This is a genomic window from Pseudidiomarina sp. PP-1MA, from assembly GCF_041200125.1.
Taxonomy (GTDB): domain Bacteria; phylum Pseudomonadota; class Gammaproteobacteria; order Enterobacterales; family Alteromonadaceae; genus Pseudidiomarina; species Pseudidiomarina fusca.
Genome location: NZ_CP165718.1, coordinates 508,926 through 525,765 on the forward strand (window position 1 = coordinate 508,926; position 16,840 = coordinate 525,765).

Below are 16,840 nucleotides of genomic sequence, written 5' to 3' on the forward strand. Positions count from 1 at the left end.
GTGGCAGCATATGCATTTCAGGCACTGAATGCCAGTGGCCGAAAAACCAAAGGCGTGATTGAAGCCGATACCGAGCGCCAAGTACGCTCGCAACTGCGCGAGCAAGGGCTGATCCCGGTCAGTGTTGAGCTCGCCGAGCAAGGGCGCAGCCGCGCCCGTGGAGAAACTGTCAGCCCCAGCTCTGGAGCTCGCTCCGCAGCCGGGTCCGGAGCTGGGTCTGCAAGTCCCTCGCTATTAACCAGGTTGCAGACGCGTGGGGTAAGTGCCGGCGATTTGGCGCTGATCACGCGCCAGTTGGCCACCTTAGTAAGTGCAGCGTTACCACTGGAGCAGGCGTTGTTTGCGGTATCCGAGCAAACCGACAAAGCCCGCCTGCAAAAACTCTTGATGGCAGTGCGCTCCAAAGTGGTTGAGGGTTATTCGCTGGCCGAAGCCATGGCGGAATACCCCCATGTGTTTGATAAGTTATTCACCTCAATGGTGGCCGCTGGCGAACGCTCGGGCCATCTTGGCGAGGTGCTTAATCGCCTAGCTGATTACACTGAGCAACGCAACCGGCTCAAAGGGCAGTTGGTGCAAGCGCTGGTTTATCCCGCGATCATGACCTTAGTGGCGATAGGCGTGGTTATCTTCTTATTGGTGAGCGTGGTGCCGCAAATCGTGGAACAATTCAGCGACCTAGACCAAGCCTTGCCAGCTACCACCCGGTTCTTGCTGGCGGCCAGCGAATTCTTACAAGCCTATGGGCTGATCGCCTTGATTATGATCTTGCTCGGGTTAGCAGTGGGCGGACAATTGCTGCGCAAACCTGAACGGCGCGATAAATTTGATGCGTTTGTATTGAAAGTGCCGTTAGTGGGGCGGGTGATCAAGGCCGTGAATACCGCACGTTTTGCCCGCACCCTTAGTATCTTAGCGGCGTCGGCGGTGCCTTTGTTAGATGCGCTAAAAATTACTGGCAAGGTGATGACCAACCGCGCTATGCAAATCGCCATCGACGAAGCCTGCGACCGCGTACGCGAGGGCAGTAGCTTGCGCGCCGCCTTGGCGCAGAGCAAACTGTTTCCGCCGATGATGCTGCACATGATTGCGGCCGGTGAAAAATCCGGTGAACTCGAGCAATTGCTCGGGCGGGCTGCGGATAACCAAGACCGTGATTTTGAGACCACCATGAACGTTGCGCTAAAAATATTTGAGCCAGCACTGATCGTTGGCATGGCCGGCGTGGTCTTATTAATTGTACTAGCTATTATTCAGCCGATTTTGGCGCTTAATCAAAGCGTCGGCTTGTAATTATTCTTGTTATTAGAGGTGAATCCGATGAAAAAACAAACAGGTTTTAGTCTTATCGAAGTGATGGTAGTTATCGCCATCTTGGGTCTTTTAGCCTCGTTGATTTTGCCCAACGTGTTAGGTGCCGGCGAACAGGCCAACCGCCAAAAAGCCAAAACCGATATTATCTCGCTCGAGAATGCCTTAGCGCAGTATCGCCTAGATAACGGTTTGTTTCCTACCACTGAGCAAGGCTTAGAGGCTTTAGTGAACGAGCCAACCAGCGAGCCAGCGCCGCGTAACTATCGCCGTGGTGGCTACATTAAACGCCTACCGAAAGACCCGTACGGCAGCGATTATCTCTTACTTAGCCCAGGCGAGAATGGCGATATCGATATTTTTTCAGCCGGCGAAGATCGTCAACCTGGTACCGATGACGATATCGGCAACTGGAACCTTGATCAGTAGCGGATACCAGTAACTGATGGGAATGCAGCGCCGCCGCGGTTTTACCTTAATTGAAGTGATGGTCACTTTGGCGGTTATTGCCATGTTGGCCCTTACCGTCAGCTTTGTGGTGCCCGATCGGCGTGATACCAGTGTCGAAGACCAAGCGCGGATGCTGTATCAAAGGTTAAATTACGCCCGCGACTATGCGCTGGTGCGTCATGCCATTTTAGGCCTACGTATTGATGACGGCATCAGCTATCGCTTTGTGCAGTACCGCGATGGCATTTGGCAGAACATCAACGAACGTGGGTTACGTCCGCATCAGTTAGATCAACAGCTTTCGATGCAAATTAGTAGTACCGAGCTTGCTCTACTTGAGCAAGAAGACATAGATTTAGTGGATATTTTTGGAGTTGAAGATGACGCTTTCGCCAGTTCATCTACTAGTACTGCTAGTGGGGATCGTAATTCCAGCAATGGCAGTGCTCGGGGCAATGTATTACAGTCGGGTGACGATGAAGCGGGCCGAGGCGCGCGAGCAAGCCGCAAAAGCGAGCCAATGCCGCAACTGATGATTTTTGGCAGTGGCGAGATGCAGCCCTTTGAGCTGGTGCTGCAGGATGATTTTGCGCTGCGCGCCGGTACCGCATGGCGCATTCACAGCAGCGATGGCCTAGCGCTAAGCCTCGAGCGAGTACGTGATGACTAGGTTAGCACGCGGCTTCACCTTGGTGGAGGTAATGATTGCCTTGAGCATCTTTGCGCTCGCAGCAACGGCAGCGGTGATGGCCTCTAGTCAGCATCTGAGCAACCTCAGTTACATGCAAGAAAAAACTATGGCGCGCTTAGCCGCGTCTAATGCGTTAGCTCGCATGACCCTAACTTATCCACCGGAGAATGGTGACAGCGGCAGTGAGCTGATCGCTGACCAGTATTGGCCGTGGCGCGCCAGTGTCAGCAAAACCGCCACTGCTGGCGTCTATCAAGTAGTGGTGAGTGTGTACGAGCCGCGCCAAGAAAGCTCTGTGATTAGTGGCCCGTCTGCAGATGCCCGCGAGTTGCATCAGTTAGCACGCTTTTTAGGCCCCCAATCTGCCACCGATCAACGCTCGGTGAATAGTAACGAGTGGGACGACTGATGCGCCGCGCTGGTTTTACCTTAGTTGAAGTGCTGGTTACCGTTGCCATTATGGCGGTAATCGGGCTAGCCAGCGCTGCCGTGGTGAACGCCATGATGCGCACCAGCGAGCAAAGCGAACAAGCCATTGCCCAATTAGAACAACTGCAATACACCATGCTGCTGATTGAGCAAGATATCCGCCACATAGTACCGCGCCAAACCAGCACCGATTTCTATCTCTTAGCCGAAGAAAACCTGTTAGCTTTTGTCCGCAGCGGTTGGTTTAACCCCGCTGGCATCTTTCCGCGCAGCGAATTGCAGCCGGTTGTCTACCGCATTGAAGAGGATACCTTGTGGCGGCAATCAGCGATTTTTGTGGATGTAGCCGATGGCGAAGACTCCTTTACCAAACGGCCGATGTTGAAAGGTGTCACTGCGCTAGAGGTCGAGTTCTTAGGCTACAGCAAAGAACTCAATGACCAGGCCAACGAGTTTGGTAGTAGCCGCAATATTCAAAGCCAACGAGCCAGCGGCGAATTACCGCCAGCACTGCTGCTGCGCGTGCACACCAACAGCTGGGGCGTGATCGAACGGGTGTTGTTACTGACGCCAATGAGCGAAGCAGAAGAAACTCAGCGCCGCGAGGCCGAGCAGCAGCAACAACCAGGTGACGACAATGGTTAGGGCAGTTAGGGCGCAGCTTCCTTCACGCCAGCGCGGAGTAGCGCTGTTAATGGTGCTATTAGTAGTCGCCTTAGTGAGCGTGCTGGCTATTAGCTTAAGTGGGCGCTTACAAACCAGCGTTCTACGCACCGGAAATTTACAACAAGCAGAGCAAGCTTATTGGTACAGCTTAAGCGCCGAAGAAGTGGTACGAGAATTATTACAACGCGAATTAGCCGATAGCGAAGGCATCGCCAGCCAAGACCAAGTGTGGTATCAGCAAAGCCAAAACGGCGTGGCCTTTCCCGTGGTGGGAGGCAGCATTGCCGGGCGCATTAAAGATTTACACAGCTGCTTTAACCTGAACTCTTTACGCATGGTCACTAGTAATGATAATAACAACCCCGGCGGCATAGACGGCAGCGCGCTAGATGAAGCCACCAAAATACGCTTAGTACGGCGTAAAGCGCAACTGCGCATGTTGCTGATGGCAATCGACGACAGCATGGAGGCCTACGCAGCGGATGTGATAGTGGATTCACTGGCCGATTGGTTAGATCCTGATGATGACATAGGTACCGGTGGTAGCGGTACCTATGGCGCCGAAACCAGTGACTACCAGAGTCAGCAGTTTCCGCACAATGCCGGTAATACATGGCTGAACCATATCAGTGAATTTAGATTAGTGCGCGGGGTAACCGCACCGCTGTACCACAAAATCAAGCCGTACGTATGCGTTATCCCACGGGATAACAGCTTGAAGATTAATCTTAATACGGTATCGTCAGAGCAAGCGAACTTGCTGCATGCCGTCAGCTTAGGCGCGCTCAGCCTTGAAGATGCGAAAAGCTTTATTAATAATCGTCCGCAAGCCGGCTATGAATCGGTGGAAGACGCTAAGGGCAATGGCGTACTGAATAACGCCGCCCAAGGGCAAATTCGGCCAAACTTTGGTGGCGGACCACGCGACCCCAGTGTAACCAACGAGAAGTTGGGTGGGGCGCTGGAAGATTTTGATGTAAAAAGCAAATATTTTGAGGTCCATAGCCGCATTACGGTCGGCGACCTTGAGATAGATGCGCATAGCCAGTTATTAATTACCAACGAGCAGACCCAAGTACTGTATCGCGGGTTAGGAGAGCCGTAATGGAACAGCTATTTATTCGCCTTAGTGCTAACGCCCCCAGCGCCGAGCCTCTGCTGGGCGCGCAGTGGTTATGCTGGAACGCCAGCCAGAGCGAGCTGATTGCCAGCGGCGAAATCAGCCACAACGACCAGCTTAGCCAATTAACCGAGCAGGGCCGCAACCGCCGGGTGATTTCCTATGTGCCCAGCACCGAAGTGCTGCAAACGCAAGTAGAACTGCCGGCTTCGGCCATGCGCATGCTGGCGCAGGTTATCCCCAACACCTTAGAAGACGAACTAGCACAGGATATCGCTGATCTGCATTTTTGCTGGCCAAGCCTAGCGCGCAAGCACCAAGGGCCGATACCGGTAAACGTGGTTGCCCACGACAAGATGGAGCAATGGTTGGCGGCATTTGAAGCACAGGGATTAAGCGTCGATGCCATGTACGCCGACAGCTTTATGCTGCCGGTGGCAGCAACGCCCGAAGCCATCATCACCACCTGTATTATCGAAGGGCCACTCGGCAAAGAGCAGCTGGTGCGCACCGGGCTATACAGCGGTTTTAGTGCCGAGCCTGCCATCGCGCAGATGTTGCTTGACCAGCTAGTAGGCGTGCAACAAGCCACGTTGATTGATCCAACAGCCAACCTTGAGCATCCGCTCTCGTTGATGGCACTGACCTACAATAATCAACTGAACGATACTGATGCCGCCACTGATGCCAGCACTGATGCCAGTGCTGATCAAAAGAAAGCCAGCGTACGTTATCAGCGCCAAATCGCTCCGATAAACCTCCGTCAACACAGCTACAAGCCGGTACGCAAAAAGAGCAGCGGCGGCAGTTTTAAATACAAATCAGCCGCCATCGCCGCCGGCATTTTGGTGGTGCTAGGTTATACCAGCCAAGTGATTGAATACGTGCAATTAGGGCAGCAATCCACCGCCTTGCAACAAGCCATTGAAGACACTTATAAAGGCGTGTTCCCGAACGAAACCCGTATCGTCAATGTACGTAGCCAGCTGAATCAACACCTCAGTGGTATCGGTAGTCAGGGCGCAAGTGAGTCACCACTTACTTTGCTGCAAGCACTCGAACCCGCCTTTAACGCACAGCAAGACATTAAACTAGAGTTGGTGCGCTACGACGCCAACACCTTGCGCTTGCAAGTACGTGCCGAAAGCTTTGCCAGCCTCGAAAACTTTAGAAAAGTAGCCAACCAAGGCGGCCAGGTAAGCGTAGAGCAGGGGCCAACCAGTAACCAAGATGGCGCGATTAACGGCAACCTCACCATCAAACGTGCAGGCTAAGAGCAACACAGGAACATCTATGGATTTTATCAACAAGACATTAGCGCCATGGCAAGAACGTTATCACCAGCTGAACTCGCGCGAGCGGCTGCTGGTGGTGGTTTGCGGTACCTTATTTCTCATCACCCTGCTGTATTTTCTGGCCTATAAACCGATCGTCGATGGCAAGCGCGACCGTCAATTGCAGATTCAAGCGCATCAAGAGCTACTGCAATGGGTACGTGAAAACACCGGTCGCTATCTGGCCGCTAAAGGCCAAGCGTCCAGCACTACAGCTAACACCGCAAGTAACGCTAGCATCCGCGGCGGTTTAAGCGAGCGAGTTACACAATTGGCCAGTCGCAATCAAATTGAAATCACCCGCATGCAGCCGCAATCCAACAGCCTGATTGTGGTGATTGATAGCATCGAATTTAACACCCTGCTGCGCCTGATAGAACAATTGCAAAGCCAAGCCGGCCTAACCGTTGAGCAAGTAGATGCGGTGGCGGCGAATGAGCCAGGTGTGGTGCGAGTGCGACGTTTACAAGTAAGTGGAGCTTAAGCCCAAGATGAAGTTATTTAAATTATGGTGGTGGTTACTGCCGCTGTATCTGATTATTTTACTCGCCACTGCCCCAGCGCGTTGGCTCAGCCTTGCTAATGATGCGCTGCCAGCCGGCACCCACATCACACCACTGCAAGGTACCTTGTGGCGCGGCACCATGAACCTACAGGCGCAACTGCCCACCGGTGCCAGCCTCAACCTCGAGCAAGTAGCATGGCAGCTCAGCCCACTGGCGCTGCTGCTGGGCAAACTCGACCTACAACTCAGCATCCCCGCCGGCAACGTTTTCGAAGGCCAAGTGCAGCTAGTTGCAGTTAGCGCCGATGAGGAACTTGCAGCCCCAGCTACGGAGCGGGGTCCGGAGGTGGGTCTGCAAGTCCTTCACCTCAGCGGTGAGCTGGCGGGCAACGTGCAGGCGGCGGTGAATCAATTGCGCTTGCCGGTACCGTTGACGGTGGCGGGCGAGTGGCAGTTGCAGCTCGATGAGTACAGTAATCGTAACGCGGCGAGCGGTCGCTTCTGCGACAGCATGCAAGGCAGGTTAGATTGGACTTCCAGCGAAATTCGGCTGAATCAAGCTTGGCACGCTCTTGGCGACTATCGCTTACACTTGGGCTGTACCACTAACCAAGCTATCTCTGCTACAATCAAGGATAACAATTGGTTAGGGCTTATCGTCGACGCCCAAGTAACGGGTTCAATGCAACGCCCTCAAGTAACTGTCACGGGCAGCATCAAGCCCACGTCGCAGGCGCCACAGCCGGTGGCAGAACTGGTGAGTTTTATCGGTCAACCGGATAGCCAGGGGCGCATTCCGTTTAATTGGTAAGGCGTATGCCAGCAGTAATACAGTAACAGCCCTTACAACTGCAACAAGGAGTAACGTATGGATCAAGTGGTCACTTGGATTAGCGAGAATCAAGAGCTGATTTTAAGCTACACCGTGAAATTTATCGTCGCCATCATCATTTTGATTGTCGGTAAAATGATTGCCAACTCAGTCGCAAAAATGATGGGCAAAGGCATGGAGAAGCGCGGCACCGACAAAGCGGTGATCAGCTTCTTAAGCGCCATCGTCAAATCGGTGATTTTTATTGCCGCGATTTTAATGGCATTGTCGCAAGTAGGGGTTGAAACCACCTCGTTCATCGCTATTTTGGGTGCCGCCGGTTTAGCCATCGGCTTGTCGCTGCAAGGCTCGCTATCGAACATGGCATCGGGCGTGTTGATTATTTTATTCCGTCCATTCCGCGCCGGTGAATACGTCGACGCCGGTGGTGTATCTGGTACCGTCAACGAAGTGAATATTTTCCAAACGGTGCTCAAAACCCCAGACAACAAAGTGGTGTTTGTGCCAAACGCACAAATCACCAGCCAGCCCATCACCAACTACAGCCGCGAAGACACCCGCCGCGTAGACTTGCTGATTGGCGTGAGCTACGACGCCGACTTGCACAAAACCAAAGAAGTGCTAGAAAGCGTACTGGCAGCTGAAAGTCGTCTGCTGAAAGACCCCGCTTGGAACATCCAAGTACATGCACTAAACAGCTCATCTGTAGACTTTATCGTGCGCCCATGGGTGAAAAGCACCGACTACTGGGGCGTGTACTGGGATCTAATGCGCGAAATCAAGCTCGCCCTAGACAACAACGGCATCGGCATTCCATACCCACAAATGGATGTGCATTTTCACAAGCCCGAGTGATTAGGTGTTGAGGAACTTGCGGCCCCAGCTACGGAGCTGGGTCCGCAAGTCCCTCACGGGTCCGCCAAACTCCCACACAAGCCTCTTGCGCTAGCTGCGCCTGCGCCATACAATAGCCACCATGTGTTAACAAATTTACAAAGTTTACTATTTGCTCGCTGAACGAACGAGAGGAATAGAGGAACTATCGGCCCCAGCTCCGTAGCTGGGGCCGACACCCCCTCAGACACCCCCTCAACGTCGAAGCAGCGCAACAAGGACGAGGTTACAATGAAAATTGCAGTAGCGGGAACCGGCTATGTCGGTTTGTCGAACGCCGTGTTGTTGGCGCAACATAACCAGGTAGTTGCCGTTGATATCATTGAAAGCAAAGTAGCGCTGATTAATAACAAACAATCGCCGATTGTCGATAAAGAAATCGAAGAGTATTTGGCCACCAAGCCATTGCAGCTGAGCGCCACCACAGATACCGTGCAGGCTTACCAAGATGCCGATTTTGTGATTATTGCCACGCCCACGGACTACGATCCTAAAACCAACTATTTCAACACCAGCACCGTTGAAAAGGCCATTGATGCCGTGCGCCAAGTAAATCCAAACTGCACCATCGTTATCAAATCGACTGTGCCGGTGGGCTACACCAAGCAACTACAGCAGCAGCGTAACGACAGCAACATCATCTTCTCGCCCGAGTTTCTGCGCGAAGGCCGCGCGTTGTATGACAACTTGCACCCGAGCCGCATCATCGTTGGCGCACAAACCGCTGCGGCCAACCAGTTCGCTGCGTTATTAAAGCAAGGCGCCATCAAGCAAGACGTCGAGGTGCTGTTTACGGACTCTACCGAAGCCGAGGCCATCAAACTATTTGCAAACACCTTCTTGGCGATGCGCGTTGCCTACTTTAATGAACTCGATTCGTACGCCGAAACGCACGGACTAAATGCCAAGCAAATCATTGACGGCGTGTGCCTTGACCCACGCATTGGCAATCATTACAACAACCCAAGCTTCGGTTACGGTGGCTACTGCCTACCCAAAGACACCAAACAGTTGTTGGCCAACTACGAAGACGTGCCGCAAACCTTAATTCAAGCCATTGTGGATGCCAACCGCACCCGTAAAGACTTTGTCGCAGAGAGCATTCTCAAGCGCCAACCTAAATGCGTCGGCATCTACCGTCTAGTGATGAAGGCCGGCTCCGATAATTTCCGTGCCTCAGCCGTGCAGGGCATCATGAAACGCCTCAAAGCCAAAGGCGTTGAAGTAATCGTGTACGAGCCAGTGCTACAAGAGCCGACTTTCTACAATTCAAAAGTTATCAATGATTTGAACGAGTTTAAGAACTCATGCTGCTTGATTGTGTCGAACCGACTCACCGACGATCTACAAGACGTCGCTGATCGCGTCTATACCCGTGATCTATTCGGCTCAGACTAACCCAAGCTAGATAAGAGAAAAGAGAGACTTGCGGCCCCACCTCTGGACCCGGCTCCGGAGCCGGGTCCAGAGGTGGGGCCGCAAGTTCCTCAACAAAGGAGCACCCATGGTCAACAACACCCCAACTACCACGACCTACACCGTCGAAACGGAATTTCTGAACCTCGATTACAGCTATCAGGGGCTCACCCCTGAGCAAATCAGCGACTACGCCCAGACCAAACTGCCGGCCAATTTCAGCAAGCTGAAACAGCAGCTGATGAAAGGCGAATTCCGGAACAAAACCGAGAACCGTAACGTCAGCCACGTGCTCAACCGCAGCATTCACAACGTGGTGAAAGCCGGTAATGGTAAGAATCGCTTCACTGAGATCGTCCGTAGCCTGCGTAGCGGCCAGTGGCTGGGTGCCACCGGCAAACCCATTACGGACGTGGTCAATATCGGCGTAGGTGGCTCCGACTTAGGGCCTATGATGGGCTCGTTTGCGCTCAAAGAATTCGCCGACGACAATAGTCTGCACACGCTGCACACTCATTTTGTGAGCTCAATGGACGGCGGGCAGCTGTACGCAGTACTGCCCATCATCGACCCTGAAACCACATTGTTTATTATCGCCAGCAAAAGCTTCGGTACCATCGACACCTTGGCCAACGTCAACACCGTAAAACAGTGGCTGCAGCCGCACCTAACCGAAGACCAATGGCTGAGCCGGCACGTGATTGGCGTTAGCGCCAACAACCAAGCCATGACAGAGTTTGGCATTCCGCCTAGCCAACAGCTGAGCTTTGCTGATTCAGTAGGTGGACGTTTTAGCATGTGGTCGGCGATTGGCCTGCCGATTGCACTGACCATCGGCACCAACCAATTCAGCAAAATGCTGGACGGCGCCAAAGCCATGGACGAACATTTTGCCCAAGTGGATGACCCAACCCAGAATATACCGGTGTTGCTGGCGCTACTTGGCGTGTACAACCGCGAGCAGCGCAACATCAACAATGTCGCCATTTTGCCTTACGACGGTCGCCTGCGTTACCTGCCCAGCTACATGCAACAGCTGGATATGGAAAGTAACGGCAAGCAAGCCACCCATGACAACCAGCCGCTAACTACCCCGACCGGTCCTATCATCTGGGGCGGTTACGGCCCGAACGGGCAGCACGCATTCTTCCAGCATCTACACCAAGGCTGGGATACCTTTACCGCCGACTTCTTGGCTGTCTTACATCGCCATGCGCCAGGCTTTAGCCCAGCCGTACAAGCAGCACTGAGGGAGCAACAACGGTTAGCTGTGAGCAACTGCCTCGCCCATCGTAAACTCATGTGGGAAGGTCACACCAGCGACGATGCCCGCAACACGTACATCGGCAATCATCCAACCAATTTACTGTACGTGGATGAGTTAACCCCTCATAGCTTTGGTGCTATCATTGCCGCTTACGAGCATAAGGTGTTTACCCAAGGCGTGATTTGGGGCCTCAACAGCTTCGATCAGCCCGGCGTTGAAAAAGGCAAGACCTGCGCCACTGACATCTTGAAGGTGATTGACGGGCAAGCCGACACCACCTTCGACGCCAGCACCGACAGCATCATCCGCCGCATGTGAGGAACTTGCAGCCCCACCTTCGGACCCTGCTCCGGACCTGGGTCCAGAGCTGGGTCTGCAAGTCCCTCAAGAACGAAAGGAGTTTGCATGACTTGGTACGTTGTACGCACTAAGCCTCGCCAAGAAGGGCGCGCTAAGCTGAATCTTGAAAATCAGGGCATCGTTGCGTTTTTACCTGAGATCACTTTGCAGAAGATCCGGCGTGGCAAGCGCACCCCGGTTACTGAGCCGTTGTTTCCCGGTTATGTGTTTGCCGATCTTGACGATTACGCGGGCAAGTTCCATAAAGTGCGCAGCACCTTTGGGGTGAGTAAGCTGTTAACCTTTGGTGAACGTCCTGCGACAGTTCCTGACGCATTAATCGAAGAAATGAAGCAGCTTAACGCCCAATCCTCCACTATTCAGAAAGCCACCATCGCTGCCATGCCGCAAATTGGTGAGCAGGTAGAAATCACCGAAGGCCCGTTCAAAGGCTTTATGGCGCAAATCGTTGGTTTGGACGGCGAAAGCCGCTGTATTGTGCTGTTAAATTGGTTGCAAAAAGAAGTGCAAGCCGAGTACGAATTTAGTCAAATTCGTCGATCATAAAAGCGTCATATTGGCGCTGTAATATAACATTCATCGAGTGTAAAAATTGTTAAATGCACGTTGTAGGAGATCTCCTAATGTGCTTTAATAGTGCGGTCTGTGGGGTTATTCGATTTTGTTTAACATTTAACCGATCAACCTTACCAGCGTAAAATCCATCATCAACAAACATACATTGATGCCAGATAAAAACGCTAACTAGATAATAAATAATAAGAACCGGTATATGGAAAGTACCAATCACCTACCTACTAGTGATGGTCTAACTTTCCTAAAACAGCTTCAACATTAAGTCTTAAAACCGACCTTAAGACCAAGTGCAAGCAACCCTACCGAGAAAAAATAAACAGTTCGCTATCGGTATTTAGGAACCGCAACCTAAGGGCGGTAGCGTGTTTGCAAGTCTCAAAAATGCTTGAGCAATAAAAGTTTAACGACAAAGCCATGTAAAACTGGTTGCAAAATAATCACGTATTGCTATGCTTTCAACTAAGTATTTGTAAGCAGAAATACGAAATCGGATATTTCCAAGGAGTTATTATGAAAACATTAACAGCTTTAATCGCTGCCGCAGTATTAGCACTGTCTCCAGCTGCGTTCGCCCAGTCTGGCGGCAAAGGTGGCATTGGCAGCGCTGGTGGTGGACCAGCAGCTACTGGTGCTGCTGCTGCAGAAGGCGTTGCTGCTGCTGCTGCACAAGGCGGTGCCGGTGCTGGTGCAGCAGGCGCTAGTGCAGCGGGTGGTTTTAGTTTCGGCGGCTTAACGTTCCCATTAATAGGTGGTGTCGTAGTAGTCGTTGGCACTGCTGTTGCAGTGGCAACTTCAGACGACGATCCAGCTCCAGCTCCAACTACTACCACTACTGCAACTAACTAAGTTGTTGTTAGTAGTAAACTTGGCTGATTATATTAATGCTTAACCAGTAATTACATAGCCACCGCGCATGTTATTCAAAATTAAGCTTTATAAGCCAAGTAACAAGCACAACAAAAAGCCGCTGAGTTTCAGTGGCTTTTTTATTGCTTGCGTTACACTTGTATCTCTACAAGGTGTAAGCCAGCTCAGTGGTGCGCAAACAGCCCAAGCGGCCCAAACTAACCAAACCACCAACGCATCGCAACAGCAGCAACAAAACCAAGAACAAGAATCGCTATTAGATAGCCTGTTCGGTAAAAATTTACGCGAGAGCCTCGATATCGCTTTCGGTGCTAAAGAAGACATCACGCTCACCCCAGCACAGGCGCAAGCCTTGCCGTACGCTGCCAATTACATGAAGCTTGGTGATTTTCCCCGCTCGTTGGTGGTGCTAGGCGAGGCCGATAATTTAGTGCAAGGGCACAACCCCGATGCGGTATATGCCCAGCGCCTGCAGTGGTTTACCACCAGCAACGAAATTATTGAAACCGTGCAAGGCCGGGTCCAAAGCCTTGAGAATTTAAAGCATGCTAAGGTGAAATCCATATGGCTTGCGCAGGCGCCAAGCTCCGGCATGCGAGCTAGCCATGCTAAGCAAATAAGTAAGCAAGCAAGTAACCAACTCAGCTACGATTTCCGTAAAACCTCGGCGTTTCATACCGAGCATAAGCCTCATTTTGTCACCGTGCGCCAGAGTTATCGCGTGGTGAAAAGTCAGCGTGAGCAATCTTTAGCAATGCCAAATGGCACTACCTTGAACGTACTAGTTACCGAAGAACAGCTCTACCCAATAGCAGACCAGAACGACAACTCAAGCACGCAGGCCATTGCCACCAACGAGTTCTACCGTGATCTAGCGAGTGGTCGTGTCGTACAAAGCAAACAATGGTTAGGCCCAGAGCTGGGCTATTTTGAAATGACCGAAGTGCAGCCGTTTAATGGCGTGGGCGGACCCACGCAAAATTGGGGTTACAGTGCCTTACCTGCGCAATCAGGCTTTCAAGATCTCAAAACCCAAGACGGCAGCGACCCCACTCAATACCGTCAGTTACGCATCAATGTTACGCAGCAGGCAACTACGCAGCAGGAAACAACGCAGCAGGAAACAACGCAGCAGCAAGAAGCCAGCCCAACCAGCCAGCTATTCAACGGCTTGTTCTTTGGCAAGATACCGAATCAACCAGGCCAACCTAACCCGCGTAGCTTGCGCCTCAACGATGTGGTGACTGAGTTTCATCGGTTAGGGTTAGAGCAAGTGCCTTACGCACCCCTAACACGTTTACACAGCCCTAAGCTAGACCAATGGTTTTCTGGTCGTAAAGCTGGTATGTTGGTTCGCTTACGTATGTTAGAACAAACTTACAAAGCCGATGGCGAAACGGAACTTGCTGCGCAAGCCGCTGAGCTAACCCAAGCATTTCAGAGCTGGCCGTTACGTGCTACCTACATTCACGGCTGGTCTCTAGGTGATGCCCGTATTAACCAAGCAACAAACAAAGCGCTGAACTTAGCCGATGCCGCTGTCAGTAACAGCGTGATCCCAAGTTACGAGCTAAGCTTGAACGCCGCCCCGCAAACTAGCAGCCTACAGGTTGGTTTGGCCACCCAGTTAAGCGACCATGAACAGGTGTATGTGACAGATGCTCATGGCCAAATCAGTTTGGTGCCGCTACAAAGCTACAACAGCACAGCGGAGCAACGGGCATTGGCCCACCAGCCAGGCGCATTGGTGTTACATAGCATCGCCGATAAAGATTTACCGAAAGGCTTCAGAGACGTGAATTATCAACTGGCCATGTTCTTACAACATTGGGATTGGTCGGCCAACAGTGCTACTAGCAGTGCTACAGCTAGCACCAAAACCACCACGCAGCCTGATACAACAGAATTAGCTCATGCCAAGCACTAAGCCCGCTAAGCCTGCCAAGCTCGCACTTGCCATCACTTTGGCGTTAGCCTCGTTAGTTACTGCTAGCCAAGCTCAAGCAGATATCATCGACGGCCCGTTAGCGCAAAGTGACTTTGGTGGCGTAGGTTTACTACAAACGCCAACCGCACGGATGAACCCGTATGGCGAGCTAAGCATTAACTACAGCGATGCCGATGAATATCGCCGTACCGCCGTCAGCTTGCAGCTGTTCCCTTGGCTAACTGCGACCGCTCGTTACACTGATATCAGATATCAACTGTACAGCGGCGATTCCAATTTTAGTGGCGACCAAACCCTCAAAGACAAAGGCTTTGATGCCAAAGTCTTGCTATTGCAAGAAGGCAAGTACCTGCCGCAACTAGCGCTAGGCTTGCAAGACGTGGGCGGTACTGGGATCTTCGCTGGTGAATATCTAGTTGCCAACAAGCGCTTTAGCACCAGTGAGCTCGGCAGCTTTGATGTTAGCCTAGGCATGGGTTGGGGCTATTTAGGTCGGCGCGATAATATCAGTAACCCGTTTTGTGAGATAGCTGACCGCATGTGTGAGCGCCCCAGAGGAACGAGCGGTTCTGGCGGTAAATTTGAAGTCGATAAATGGTTCCGAGGCCCTGCTGCACTTTTTGGTGGCGTGCAATACTATACGCCTATAGATGGCCTGAGCCTGATGGCCGAGTACGATCCGAACGACTATCAACTGGATAACGCTGGGCGTGATATTGACGTTGATTCCCCTTGGAACCTTGGCGCCCATTATGCTTACAACGATAACGTTAGCTTTAAATTAGGCTACGAGCGCGGTAACACAGTCACCTTTGGTGTGACTTTTAATTACAATTTTAATAAAGCCTATCAGCCAAAAATTGAGCCAGCCAAGCGCATCGCAAAGAGCGATAACACCACTCCTGCGAGTATCAATGAGGTGGATTATCAGAAGCTTGCCAACGATCTACTTACCGAGTCAGGCTGGAAACTAGCTGAAGGCACAGGTGCTCACGATAACGAAAGCGCTAACGTCAACGCCAACGCAAACGCCACAAACAAAACCAACAGCATCGAACTCATCGCCACGCAAACACGTTTTCGTGATACCGATGAAGCCGTCGACCGTGCCGCACGTATCCTAGCCGATAGCATGCCCGAGAGCCTGACTGAGTATCGCATCACCGAATACGATGGCAACCTTGGCAAGGCCACGCATGTAATTAATGCTGAGGCCTACAAAGCTGCTTATCGTGGCGAGCGCATGTTAGCTGATACAGATAATGCCATCAGAACCACCAGCGCCACGCCATCGCAGCAGCAAGTGAGCTTTAAGCAAGATAAATTCAGTTGGTCGATAGAGCCAGACCTAGACCAAAGTTTTGGCGGCGCTGAATCTTTTTACCTGTATCAGCTTAGCTTAAAAGCCAGTGCTAACTATCAGTTTAACGATGCCCTGCAGCTTAGTGGCAAAATGGGCATTAACTTAGCCAATAGCTACGACAAGTTTAATTACTTACTTGATAGCCAAGGCGCGACTTTACCGCGCGTACGTACTCGTATCCGGGAATACGCCATTAACCAAGAAGTGTGGCTAGAACATTTAAGCGCCCGCTACACCGAGCAGTTAGGCCGTAACCTCTATGGACAAGTCTACGGCGGCTACCTAGAGCGGATGTTTGGTGGGGTAGGGGCTGAAGTATTAAAACAAGCACCGAATAGCAACTGGGCCTTTGGCTTTGACGTTAACTACGTGAAGCAGCGCGACCCATATAAAGATCTTGGCTTTGATGATTACGACGTACTCACCGGCCATGCCTCGGTGTATTGGGATACGCCTTATATACCTAATACCACTTTGATTGCCAGGGCCGGACGCTTCTTAGCCAAAGACGAAGGCGTGCACTTAGAGCTACAACACGAATTTGATAGCGGCGTAATAGCCGGTGCCTTTGCCGCGTTTACGAACGTTAGTGACGAAGAGTATGGCGAAGGCAGTTTTACCAAAGGGTTTTACTTAAGTATCCCCTTCGATTTATTCTTTGTGCGTAACACCAAAGCGCGCGGTAGCCTAGGCTGGATGCCGATACTACGCGACGGCGGCCAAATGTTACGTCGCCCCCATTTATACAGGTAGTGAGAGTAAGATAAATGGTTGTCCTTAGCGTCCTAGCCGGAGTTAGTGACTGCATTAG

Annotated in this window: 16 protein-coding genes; all 16 read left to right on the forward strand. The window is 51.9% G+C overall.

Going from position 1 to position 16,840, the window contains the following annotated elements:
• Nucleotides 1–1,293, forward strand: coding sequence for a type II secretion system inner membrane protein GspF (gene gspF, locus AB8S08_RS02365; RefSeq protein ID WP_369743354.1), 1,293 nt, complete (start codon nucleotides 1–3; stop codon nucleotides 1,291–1,293).
• Nucleotides 1,294–1,311: 18 nt separating this feature from the next.
• Nucleotides 1,312–1,740, forward strand: a complete 429-nt coding sequence (gene gspG, locus AB8S08_RS02370) for a type II secretion system major pseudopilin GspG (protein WP_369744175.1) — start codon at nucleotides 1,312–1,314, stop codon at nucleotides 1,738–1,740.
• Nucleotides 1,741–1,756: 16 nt separating this feature from the next.
• Nucleotides 1,757–2,431, forward strand: coding sequence for a Tfp pilus assembly protein FimT/FimU (locus AB8S08_RS02375; protein ID WP_110076525.1), 675 nt, complete (start codon nucleotides 1,757–1,759; stop codon nucleotides 2,429–2,431).
• Entirely contained in the window at nucleotides 2,424–2,861 is a 438-nt protein-coding gene (gene gspI / locus AB8S08_RS02380) for a type II secretion system minor pseudopilin GspI (RefSeq protein ID WP_110076526.1), read from the forward strand. The genes AB8S08_RS02375 and gspI overlap by 8 nt, the downstream gene beginning before the upstream one ends.
• Nucleotides 2,861–3,526 (forward strand): type II secretion system minor pseudopilin GspJ, encoded by a 666-nt coding sequence (gspJ, locus tag AB8S08_RS02385; protein ID WP_369743357.1) that lies wholly within the window; start codon nucleotides 2,861–2,863, stop codon nucleotides 3,524–3,526. Before gspI ends, gspJ begins: the two co-directional genes overlap by 1 nt.
• Nucleotides 3,519–4,652 carry a type II secretion system minor pseudopilin GspK gene (gspK, locus tag AB8S08_RS02390; RefSeq protein ID WP_369743359.1) on the forward strand — a complete coding sequence of 378 codons (1,134 nt, stop codon included), beginning with the start codon at nucleotides 3,519–3,521 and terminating at the stop codon, nucleotides 4,650–4,652. The genes gspJ and gspK overlap by 8 nt, the downstream gene beginning before the upstream one ends.
• Nucleotides 4,652–5,941 carry a type II secretion system protein GspL gene (gene gspL / locus AB8S08_RS02395; RefSeq protein WP_369743361.1) on the forward strand — a complete coding sequence of 430 codons (1,290 nt, stop codon included), beginning with the start codon at nucleotides 4,652–4,654 and terminating at the stop codon, nucleotides 5,939–5,941. The genes gspK and gspL overlap by 1 nt, the downstream gene beginning before the upstream one ends.
• 19 nt (nucleotides 5,942–5,960) lie before the next feature.
• The gene (gspM, locus tag AB8S08_RS02400; RefSeq protein ID WP_369743363.1) at nucleotides 5,961–6,485 is read left to right on the forward strand and encodes a type II secretion system protein GspM; all 525 of its coding nucleotides are present in this window, start codon (nucleotides 5,961–5,963) and stop codon (nucleotides 6,483–6,485) included.
• A gap of 7 nt (nucleotides 6,486–6,492) precedes the next feature.
• Complete coding sequence (gene gspN, locus AB8S08_RS02405) at nucleotides 6,493–7,317, forward strand: type II secretion system protein N (RefSeq protein WP_369743364.1); 825 nt, start codon at nucleotides 6,493–6,495, stop codon at nucleotides 7,315–7,317.
• A 57-nt stretch (nucleotides 7,318–7,374) separates the two neighbouring features.
• Nucleotides 7,375–8,193, forward strand: coding sequence for a mechanosensitive ion channel domain-containing protein (locus AB8S08_RS02410; protein WP_369743366.1), 819 nt, complete (start codon nucleotides 7,375–7,377; stop codon nucleotides 8,191–8,193).
• A gap of 270 nt (nucleotides 8,194–8,463) precedes the next feature.
• Entirely contained in the window at nucleotides 8,464–9,630 is a 1,167-nt protein-coding gene (locus AB8S08_RS02415) for a nucleotide sugar dehydrogenase (RefSeq protein WP_369743367.1), read from the forward strand.
• Nucleotides 9,631–9,736: 106 nt separating this feature from the next.
• Complete coding sequence (gene pgi / locus AB8S08_RS02420; protein ID WP_369743369.1) at nucleotides 9,737–11,233, forward strand: glucose-6-phosphate isomerase; 1,497 nt, start codon at nucleotides 9,737–9,739, stop codon at nucleotides 11,231–11,233.
• Between the two features lie 87 nt (nucleotides 11,234–11,320).
• Nucleotides 11,321–11,821 (forward strand): transcription/translation regulatory transformer protein RfaH, encoded by a 501-nt coding sequence (gene rfaH / locus AB8S08_RS02425; RefSeq protein WP_313933453.1) that lies wholly within the window; start codon nucleotides 11,321–11,323, stop codon nucleotides 11,819–11,821.
• Nucleotides 11,822–12,361: 540 nt separating this feature from the next.
• Nucleotides 12,362–12,697 (forward strand): hypothetical protein, encoded by a 336-nt coding sequence (locus tag AB8S08_RS02430; protein WP_369743370.1) that lies wholly within the window; start codon nucleotides 12,362–12,364, stop codon nucleotides 12,695–12,697.
• A gap of 67 nt (nucleotides 12,698–12,764) precedes the next feature.
• The gene (locus AB8S08_RS02435) at nucleotides 12,765–14,645 is read left to right on the forward strand and encodes a YjbF family lipoprotein (protein ID WP_369743371.1); all 1,881 of its coding nucleotides are present in this window, start codon (nucleotides 12,765–12,767) and stop codon (nucleotides 14,643–14,645) included.
• Nucleotides 14,632–16,782: a YjbH domain-containing protein gene (locus AB8S08_RS02440; protein WP_369743373.1), complete on the forward strand. Its 2,151-nt coding sequence runs from the start codon at nucleotides 14,632–14,634 to the stop codon at nucleotides 16,780–16,782. The genes AB8S08_RS02435 and AB8S08_RS02440 overlap by 14 nt, the downstream gene beginning before the upstream one ends.
• Nucleotides 16,783–16,840 lie beyond the last annotated feature (58 nt).

What these genes read in the sequence shown, in the direction of transcription:
- gspM (WP_369743363.1), top strand. Translation starts at nt 5,961, where the DNA reads ATGGATTTTATCAACAAGACATTAGCGCCATGGCAAGAACGTTATCAC.
- AB8S08_RS02440 (WP_369743373.1), top strand. Translation starts at nt 14,632, where the DNA reads ATGCCAAGCACTAAGCCCGCTAAGCCTGCCAAGCTCGCACTTGCCATC.
- gspI (WP_110076526.1), top strand. Translation starts at nt 2,424, where the DNA reads ATGACTAGGTTAGCACGCGGCTTCACCTTGGTGGAGGTAATGATTGCC.
- gspJ (WP_369743357.1), top strand. Translation starts at nt 2,861, where the DNA reads ATGCGCCGCGCTGGTTTTACCTTAGTTGAAGTGCTGGTTACCGTTGCC.
- rfaH (WP_313933453.1), top strand. Translation starts at nt 11,321, where the DNA reads ATGACTTGGTACGTTGTACGCACTAAGCCTCGCCAAGAAGGGCGCGCT.
- pgi (WP_369743369.1), top strand. Translation starts at nt 9,737, where the DNA reads ATGGTCAACAACACCCCAACTACCACGACCTACACCGTCGAAACGGAA.
- gspL (WP_369743361.1), top strand. Translation starts at nt 4,652, where the DNA reads ATGGAACAGCTATTTATTCGCCTTAGTGCTAACGCCCCCAGCGCCGAG.
- AB8S08_RS02430 (WP_369743370.1), top strand. Translation starts at nt 12,362, where the DNA reads ATGAAAACATTAACAGCTTTAATCGCTGCCGCAGTATTAGCACTGTCT.
- AB8S08_RS02415 (WP_369743367.1), top strand. Translation starts at nt 8,464, where the DNA reads ATGAAAATTGCAGTAGCGGGAACCGGCTATGTCGGTTTGTCGAACGCC.
- AB8S08_RS02435 (WP_369743371.1), top strand. Translation starts at nt 12,765, where the DNA reads ATGTTATTCAAAATTAAGCTTTATAAGCCAAGTAACAAGCACAACAAA.
- AB8S08_RS02410 (WP_369743366.1), top strand. Translation starts at nt 7,375, where the DNA reads ATGGATCAAGTGGTCACTTGGATTAGCGAGAATCAAGAGCTGATTTTA.
- gspK (WP_369743359.1), top strand. Translation starts at nt 3,519, where the DNA reads ATGGTTAGGGCAGTTAGGGCGCAGCTTCCTTCACGCCAGCGCGGAGTA.
- gspN (WP_369743364.1), top strand. Translation starts at nt 6,493, where the DNA reads ATGAAGTTATTTAAATTATGGTGGTGGTTACTGCCGCTGTATCTGATT.
- AB8S08_RS02375 (WP_110076525.1), top strand. Translation starts at nt 1,757, where the DNA reads ATGGGAATGCAGCGCCGCCGCGGTTTTACCTTAATTGAAGTGATGGTC.